Genomic DNA, 6,237 nt, shown 5'->3' with positions numbered 1-6,237 from the left:
CCGCACCAGCAGCACGAACGCACCGACCGCCATCAGCAGGTACGCCGAGTTGATCGGGATGTTCACCAGGAACGCCTGGATCTCCCGCAGGTCGGCACTCCCCCGCGACATCAGCTGCCCCGTCGCCGTCCGGTCGTGGTAATCGAACGACAGCCGGTTGACCCGGTCGTACAGCTCCAGCCGCAGGTCCGCCTCGATGCGGTAGCTGGTCCGCATCGCCCAGTACCGCCGGATGCCCGCGCACGCCGCGAGCACCGCCACCACCGCCACGAACCCGACCACATACCAGCCCAGCCGCTCCAGGTCCCGCTCCACGATCGCGTGGTCGATCGCGAGCCCCACCAGGTACGGCTCTACCAGCCGCAGCAGGCCCCAGCTCAGCCCGGCCGCGAATGCCAGCCCGAGGCTTTTCCAGCGCGCGCGCAGGTGCCGCAGGATCAGGTCCCTGCCCGCGCGTAAGTCCAGCGACTCTTCGGACACAGCGCCTCCCGGGTGAGCTCAGGCGCACCAGCACGCACGGGCGTTGGTCACGCCCGCGTCGATACTTCGAATAACGTTCGCCCGACCGTTCGGTTAACGGGTCGGCCGCCCGTATTCGACCAGCCATGCCACCTGTGCGCTCTCTTCCAGGGCGGTGATCCAGTGCAGCGCCTCCCAGAGGGTCGCGCCCCGGGCGTAGGCCCCGTGGCCCTGCAGCAACACCACCACCGCCTCCCGCAGCGCCGAGGCCACCTGCGCCACCTGCTGCGGCCCCTGCGGAAGCACCGGCACCGATTTCAGGTGGTACTGCCCCTCGTAGTCGATGGGAACGAACCGCTCCCGCCCGAAGCTCATCGCAATCGCGAAGCGCGGATGGGCGTGCGCCACCGCGCCGGCCCCGGTCATGGCGTAGACGGTCGAATGCAGCACCGTGTCGCTCGAAGGCGGCGGCCCTTCCGCGGTCCCGTCCGCGCGCACGTAGGCGATGTGCCGCTCCCGCAGCCGCCCGAGCATTGTCCCCGTCCCCGTGATCCACATGCCCGCGCCATCGCGAATGCTCAGGTTCCCGCCGTGGCTCGAGACCAGCCCCAGCCGGTAGAGGTCCTTCCCGACCTCGGCCATCGTCGCCAGCACCCGCTCCGGCACCGTCGCCACGCAACCACCCCGTTACACGAAGTTGGGCAGCGCCATCGGCCCGCCGCCGTCCACCTCGATCCGCTGGCCCGTCAGGTAGAAGGCGTCGTCGCTCACCAGGAACCGCACCACCTTCGCCACATCCTCCGGCTGGCACACCCGCCCGAACGGCGACCGCTCATCGATCTCGCGCAGGCTCTGTACACCCTGTGTCGCCCGCGCCAGCCGCGTGCCCATCTCCGTCTCGGTCAGCCCCGGCGCCACGATGTTGACCCGGATGTTGTAGCGCCGCTCCTCCTTGTAGAGCGTCATCGCCAGGGCCTCCATCGCCGCCTTCCCCATGTTGTAGGGCGCGCCGTTGGCGCTCAGCATCCGCGCCGCCACGCTCGAGATCATGATGATGTCGCCGCGGGGCCGCGTCCGCATGCTCGGCAGCACCAGCTTCGCCAGGTAGTGCGGCCCGAAGGCGTGCGTCCGAATCACCCGCTCCAGCTCCGCCGGGTCGGTATCCGCCACGCTGAGCCCCCGGCTGGCGATCCCCGCGTTGTTCACCAGGATGTCGATGTAGCCGAAGTCCGCCACCACCTGCTCCACCATCGCCCGGTCCTGCTCGAAGTCATCTACCGAAGCCGCGTACATCTTCGCCCGGCCGCCCATCCGCTCGATCTCCGCCACCGTCTCCCGCGCCGCGTCCTCGTCGCGGCGGTAGTTCACCGCCACGGCTGCGCCGTCCGCCGCCAGCGCCAGCGAAATCGCCCGCCCGATCCCCCGGCCGCCCCCGGTCACCAGCGCGACACGTCCTTCCAGTCCCATACCTGCTCCTTCCCGGTGCATTTGCCCGATTCTACGGCCGCCCGCCGCTCCGGGCGCGCCCGCCCCTTGACACCGTGCGCTATACTCCGGGCACCTGTTCAAATCTTTGAATAGAGTTCCCCGGGAGGCTAACCCCCATGGTCATGGCCGAAAACCGCGTGCAAAGCCCCTTCCTCGAGGGCAATTTCGCCCCCGTCCGCGAAGAAGTCACCGCGGAGAACCTGCCCGTCATCGGCGAACTCCCGCCCGGCCTCGAGGGCATGTTCGTCCGCAACGGCCCGAACCCCCAGTTCGACGTCATCAAGAGCTACCACTGGTTCGGCGGCGACGGCATGCTCCACGGCGTCCGCATCAAGGACGGCAAGGTCTCCTACCGCAACCGCTGGGTCCAGACCTGGGCCTTCAAGAAGGAGCGCGAAGCCGGCCATGCCCTCTGGGGCTCCGGCCTCGGCGCTCCGGAGCTCGATAACCCCAACGGCCCCTCCCGCGGCAACACCGGCAATACCGCCCTCGTCTGGCACGATGGCCGCCTCCTCGCCCTCTGGGAAGCCGGGGACCCCCACCACATCAAACTCCCCGGCCTCGAAACCCTCGGCACTTACGACTACAACGGCCGCCTCCTCCATGCCTTCACCGCCCATCCCAAGGTCGATGAGCACACCGGCGAAATGCTCTTCTTTGGCTACAACATGATGGGCTTCGATATGGCCAAGGGCGGCGCCAAAGTCCCCTATCTCCAGTACTCCGTCGTCAGCCCCGAAGGCGAAATCGTCCACACCACCCCCATCGACCTCCCCCGCGGCGTCATGATGCATGACTTCGCCGTCACCAAAAACTACTCCATCTTCATGGACCTGCCGCTGGTCTTCGATATGCAGCGCGCCATGCGCGGCGAAAGCCCGCTCTACTTCAACAAGGACCTGCCCGCCCGCTTCGGCATCCTCCCGCGCCACGCCGCCGGCGACCAGGTCCGCTGGTTCGAAGCCCCGCCCTGCTACGTCTTCCACACCCTCAACGCCTTCGAAAACGGCAGCGAGATCATCCTCGATGCCTGCCGCATGAGCGACGTCGACCTCGGCTCCCTCGATTCCTCGGTCGCGCCGAACCCCGAGGACCGCCGCCTCATCCGCGAAGACGCCCAACAGGTCCTCTACCGCTGGCGCTTCAACCTCGAAACCGGCTCCCTCCGCGAAGAGCCGCTCGACGACCAGACCTCCGACTTCCCCCGCGTCAACGATGGCCTCGTCGGCTACCAGGCCCGCTACGGCTACACCGCCCGCTTCGAAAAGGGCAACCCCATGCCCGAATCCGACGCCATCATCAAGTACGACCTCCAGACCGGGAAGCACTGGGTCCACTACCACGGCAAGAGCCGCTACGGCGGCGAAGGCGTCTTCGTGCCCGCTCCCAACGCAACCGCCGAAGATGACGGCTACGTCGTCACCTACGTTTACGACCGCACCGCCGGCACCTCCGAGTTCGTCGTCATCGATGCCCGCAACATGGAGGAGCCCCCGCTCGCCCGCGTTCCCCTGCCGCAGCGCGTCCCCTACGGCTTCCATGGCGCCTGGATCAGCGAGGAGCGCATCCAGGCCCAGCGCTAGCCGACTCCGACCCTCTCCCTCCCCTTCGCCCGGGGCTGCCGCCTTCCCCCCGGCGGCCCCGGGCCGCAGCCTCACCAGTCATCCCACATCCATGAGCGCCCGGGAGCTCGCGCCCGCTGCAGCAGCAGGTCCGGGTCCTCCAGCTCCGAAAGGCTGATCCGCCGGCCAACCAGCTCTTCGATCCTCCCGTACAGCAGCTCCGCCGGCACCGAGAGCCGCGCCGTGAGCCATTGCTCCAGCTCCTCCAGCCGCGCCCCCTCATCCATCTCCGCCGCGCTCGGCGCACGCGCCAAAAAACGCCGGCAGTAGCCGCATCCGCCCTCGTCCACGATCGGCACCAGGTGGATGTCGCACTCCTCAGCCATCCGGCCCCACGGCCACGCCTGCACGGTGTCATTCTGCCCGAATGGCGCCCACCAACTCATCATTCCTGACTTACGAAGTGTTGCCTCGGGGCAGCCTGCCCGGCTAGACTGATGGTTGCACGTGCAATCATTACCCAGGGAGGTTCCCCGTGTCCGCAGAAGCAGCTACCGCGACCTGGTCCATCGACCCGGCGCATTCCTCCATCGAATTCGCCGTCAAGCACATGCTCATCACCACCGTGCGCGGCACATTCACCCGCTTCGAGGCCGACCTCGCCATTGATGAGCGCAACCTCGCCGCATCCCGCGCCACCGTCCGCATCGATGCCGCCAGCATCGATACCCGCGTCGCTGACCGCGACAACCACCTCCGCTCCGCCGACTTCTTCGACGTCGCCAACCACCCGACCATCACGTTCACCACGACCGCCATCGAGCATCGCGGCGGCAATGAGTACCGCATCACGGGCGACCTGGCCATCCGCGGCACCACCCGCCCCGTCACCTTCGACGCCGAGGTGCACGGCCCGGCGAAGAACCCCTTCGGCAAGCTCGTTATCGCCCTCAGCGTCACCGGCAAAATCAACCGCAAGGAGTGGGGCCTCACCTGGAACGCCCCCCTGGAGGCTGGCGGCTGGCTCGTCGGCGACGAGGTGAAGATCAGCGCCGACCTCGAACTCGTCCGCAACGACTGACGGGGGTCCCGGCGGCGGCGTGGGGCCGCGCATCACCCCGCGGCGCCGCCGCCGCCCTTCCCGCCGAATTCCGCGAACGAGCCGTGGCGGCCGGCGCCGCCCGCGAACCGCGCCGCGCCGGCCTGCGTCTCCCCGGCAGCGATCACCGCCATCCCCAGCCGCGTCTCGTTGCGCATCGCCTCCTCGAACGGCAGGTCCCACTGCTCCCGCGCCGATTGCCGGTCGCTCCGCAGGCAGCGCTGGGGGAACGCCGCCAGCTGCCGGGCCAGCTCCTTCGCCGCCGCGAGCGCCTGCCCCGGCTCCACCAGGCGGTTCGCCAGCCCCATCATCCGCGCCTCCTCCCCGCTCACGCCGCGTCCGGTCAGGATGAGGTCCATCGCGTGGCTCTCGCCGATCAGCCGCGGCAGCCGCACCGTGCCGCCATCGATGAGCGGCACGCCCCACCGCCGGCAGTACACCCCGAACACCGCATCGCGGGCGGCCACGCGCAGGTCGCACCAGAGCGCCAGCTCCAGCCCGCCGGCGACTGCGTGCCCCTCCACCGCGGCAATCACCGGCTTCGAAAGCCGCATCCGCGTCGGCCCCATCGGACCGTCGCCCTCCTCCCGCACCACGTTCCCCTGCCCCGTCGCGACCGCCTTCAGGTCGGCCCCCGCGCAGAACGTCCCGCTGGCGCCCGTCAGCACCGCCACCGCCAGCGATTCATCGGCCTCGAAACGCCGAAACGCCGCGGCCAGCTCGGCCGCCGTCCCGCGGTCCACCGCGTTCCGCACCTCCGGCCGGTCGATCGTCACAATCGCAATCGGTCCCTCGACCTCGTAGTGCACGGGCATGGCCATCACCTCCGGCCCGTGATCCTACTCCCATCGCCCTTGCCGCGCCCCGGTGCCCGGCGTACCCTCCCGCCGCAGCCATGAGCATCGCCGCCGAACTCCGCATCAGCGTCGTCCCCACCGCCGACCTCGCACCCGCCGACCGCGACGCCATCCTCGAGCTCTTCCGCCAGAACTACCGCGACGCCAACGCCGCCTATCTCGAAAAATCCCTCCACGTCCTCGCCTTCGCTGCCATCGCCCGTGACCCTTCCGGCCGGCCGGCGGGCTTCGCCCTCGGCGAGGCCCGCGTCATCGACCTCCCCCGCCTCCCGGCCCAGCCCGTGCGCCTCGCCGGCCTCTGCTGCGTCGCCCCCGCCTTCCGCCGCCAGGGCCTCTTCCGCCGCCTCGAGGGGGCCGTCCTCGATGCGCGGCCCCTGCCGCCGGCGCCGCGCTGGCTCTCTGCCGGCCGCATGGCCCACCCGGCCAGCTTCCGCACCATGTCCGCCAACCCCACCGTCGTCCCCCGCCGCGGCCGCAGGCCCACCCCCTGGCAGCAGGAGGTCGGTGCTGCCATCGCCGCCGCCTACGGCACCGCCAGCTTTGACCCGGAGACCTTCGTCTGCCGCGGCACCGGCCAGCCGATCGGTTGGCCCATCATCGAGGTCGACGCCGCGCCCGAGGAGTGGGAGCTCTTTCGGCCCGTCGACCGCTCCCGCGGCGATAGCCTCCTGGGCATCGCCTGGCACCCCGACGCTCCCCCCGGCTGGGACGACCCCGGCTGAGGCTACGAATCCAGCTTCGGCGGAAAATCGAAGTCGCCCCGCTCCCGCAG

The 6,237-nt window shown here is 69.9% G+C and carries 8 protein-coding genes; 3 read left to right on the top strand and 5 right to left on the bottom strand.

Annotated elements, in window-relative coordinates; translation table 11 throughout:
* From VAE46_RS10015 to VAE46_RS10005, 3 genes are all read right to left on the bottom strand, one after another.
* The coding region (locus tag VAE46_RS10015) for an ABC transporter transmembrane domain-containing protein (protein WP_322796794.1) at positions 1–480 on the bottom strand (480 nt) is incomplete at its 3' end.
* 93 nt (positions 481–573) lie between these two features.
* Entirely contained in the window at positions 574–1,134 is a 561-nt protein-coding gene (locus tag VAE46_RS10010; protein ID WP_322796793.1) for a class II aldolase/adducin family protein, read from the bottom strand.
* 12 nt (positions 1,135–1,146) lie between these two features.
* The gene (locus tag VAE46_RS10005) at positions 1,147–1,926 is read right to left on the bottom strand and encodes an SDR family NAD(P)-dependent oxidoreductase (protein WP_322796792.1); all 780 of its coding nucleotides are present in this window, start codon (positions 1,924–1,926) and stop codon (positions 1,147–1,149) included.
* 137 nt (positions 1,927–2,063) lie between these two features.
* Here VAE46_RS10005 and VAE46_RS10000 point away from each other — a divergent pair, with 137 nt between their 5' ends.
* The gene (locus tag VAE46_RS10000; RefSeq protein ID WP_322796791.1) at positions 2,064–3,530 is read left to right on the top strand and encodes a carotenoid oxygenase family protein; all 1,467 of its coding nucleotides are present in this window, start codon (positions 2,064–2,066) and stop codon (positions 3,528–3,530) included.
* 71 nt (positions 3,531–3,601) lie between these two features.
* On the opposite strand, the gene VAE46_RS09995 is transcribed toward VAE46_RS10000, so the two are convergent.
* Complete coding sequence (locus VAE46_RS09995) at positions 3,602–3,958, bottom strand: hypothetical protein (RefSeq protein WP_322796790.1); 357 nt, start codon at positions 3,956–3,958, stop codon at positions 3,602–3,604.
* A gap of 86 nt (positions 3,959–4,044) precedes the next feature.
* Between VAE46_RS09995 and VAE46_RS09990 the strand changes: the two genes are divergently transcribed.
* Positions 4,045–4,590: a YceI family protein gene (locus VAE46_RS09990; protein ID WP_322796789.1), complete on the top strand. Its 546-nt coding sequence runs from the start codon at positions 4,045–4,047 to the stop codon at positions 4,588–4,590.
* Positions 4,591–4,622: 32 nt separating this feature from the next.
* Here the strand turns inward: VAE46_RS09990 and VAE46_RS09985 are convergent, their stop codons facing one another.
* On the bottom strand, positions 4,623–5,423 hold the full coding sequence (locus tag VAE46_RS09985) for a crotonase/enoyl-CoA hydratase family protein (protein ID WP_416223963.1): 801 nt from the start codon (positions 5,421–5,423) through the stop codon (positions 4,623–4,625).
* A gap of 80 nt (positions 5,424–5,503) precedes the next feature.
* Between VAE46_RS09985 and VAE46_RS09980 the strand changes: the two genes are divergently transcribed.
* The gene (locus VAE46_RS09980) at positions 5,504–6,187 is read left to right on the top strand and encodes a hypothetical protein (protein ID WP_322796787.1); all 684 of its coding nucleotides are present in this window, start codon (positions 5,504–5,506) and stop codon (positions 6,185–6,187) included.
* Positions 6,188–6,237 lie beyond the last annotated feature (50 nt).

This window comes from Tepidiforma sp., assembly GCF_034433535.1.
Lineage (GTDB): Bacteria > Chloroflexota > Dehalococcoidia > Tepidiformales > Tepidiformaceae > Tepidiforma.
The sequence above is the reverse complement of the archived record's forward strand: the minus strand, read 5'-3'. Positions and strand labels throughout refer to the sequence as shown.

Coding starts and splice junctions, on each gene's coding strand:
- VAE46_RS10005 (WP_322796792.1), bottom strand. CDS start 1,926: ATGGGACTGGAAGGACGTGTCGCGCTGGTGACCGGGGGCGGCCGGGGG.
- VAE46_RS10000 (WP_322796791.1), top strand. CDS start 2,064: ATGGTCATGGCCGAAAACCGCGTGCAAAGCCCCTTCCTCGAGGGCAAT.
- VAE46_RS09995 (WP_322796790.1), bottom strand. CDS start 3,958: ATGATGAGTTGGTGGGCGCCATTCGGGCAGAATGACACCGTGCAGGCG.
- VAE46_RS09985 (WP_416223963.1), bottom strand. CDS start 5,423: ATGCCCGTGCACTACGAGGTCGAGGGACCGATTGCGATTGTGACGATC.
- VAE46_RS09980 (WP_322796787.1), top strand. CDS start 5,504: ATGAGCATCGCCGCCGAACTCCGCATCAGCGTCGTCCCCACCGCCGAC.